Source organism: Halomonas sp. ND22Bw (genome assembly GCF_003011945.1).
GTDB lineage: Bacteria > Pseudomonadota > Gammaproteobacteria > Pseudomonadales > Halomonadaceae > Halomonas > Halomonas halophila.
This window is the reverse complement of record NZ_PXWD01000395.1, coordinates 1-346: the sequence shown is the minus strand read 5'-3', so window position 1 is coordinate 346 and position 346 is coordinate 1. Positions and strand designations below refer to the sequence as shown.

The 346-nt window shown below is 66.5% G+C and carries 1 pseudogene; it reads left to right on the top strand.

The window, feature by feature from the left end:
• Positions 1 to 346 (top strand): annotated as a pseudogene (locus CVH10_RS18600) (DNA-directed RNA polymerase subunit alpha); the annotation flags it as partial.

The following is a 346-nucleotide window of genomic DNA, read 5'->3' as shown; positions in this document are numbered from 1 at the left end:
CGCTCCGTCGCGTTCTGCTGTCCTCGCTGCAAGGCGCGGCGGTCACCGCCATCCAGATCGACGGCGTGCTCCATGAGTTCTCGTCGCTGGAAGGCGTGCGCGAAGACGTGGTCGACATCGTCCTGAACATCAAGCAACTGGCGCTGCGCATGCACGCCGAAGGCCCCAAGCGCATGACCCTGCGCGCCACGGGCCCCGGCGCTGTCACCGCTGGCCAGATCGACGTGCCGGCCGACATCGAGGTTCTGAACCCCGATCACGTCATCTGCACGCTGGACGACGGCGCCTCGGTGCGCATGGAACTGACCGTCCAGAACGGCAAGGGCTATGTCGCGGCCGAACTGAA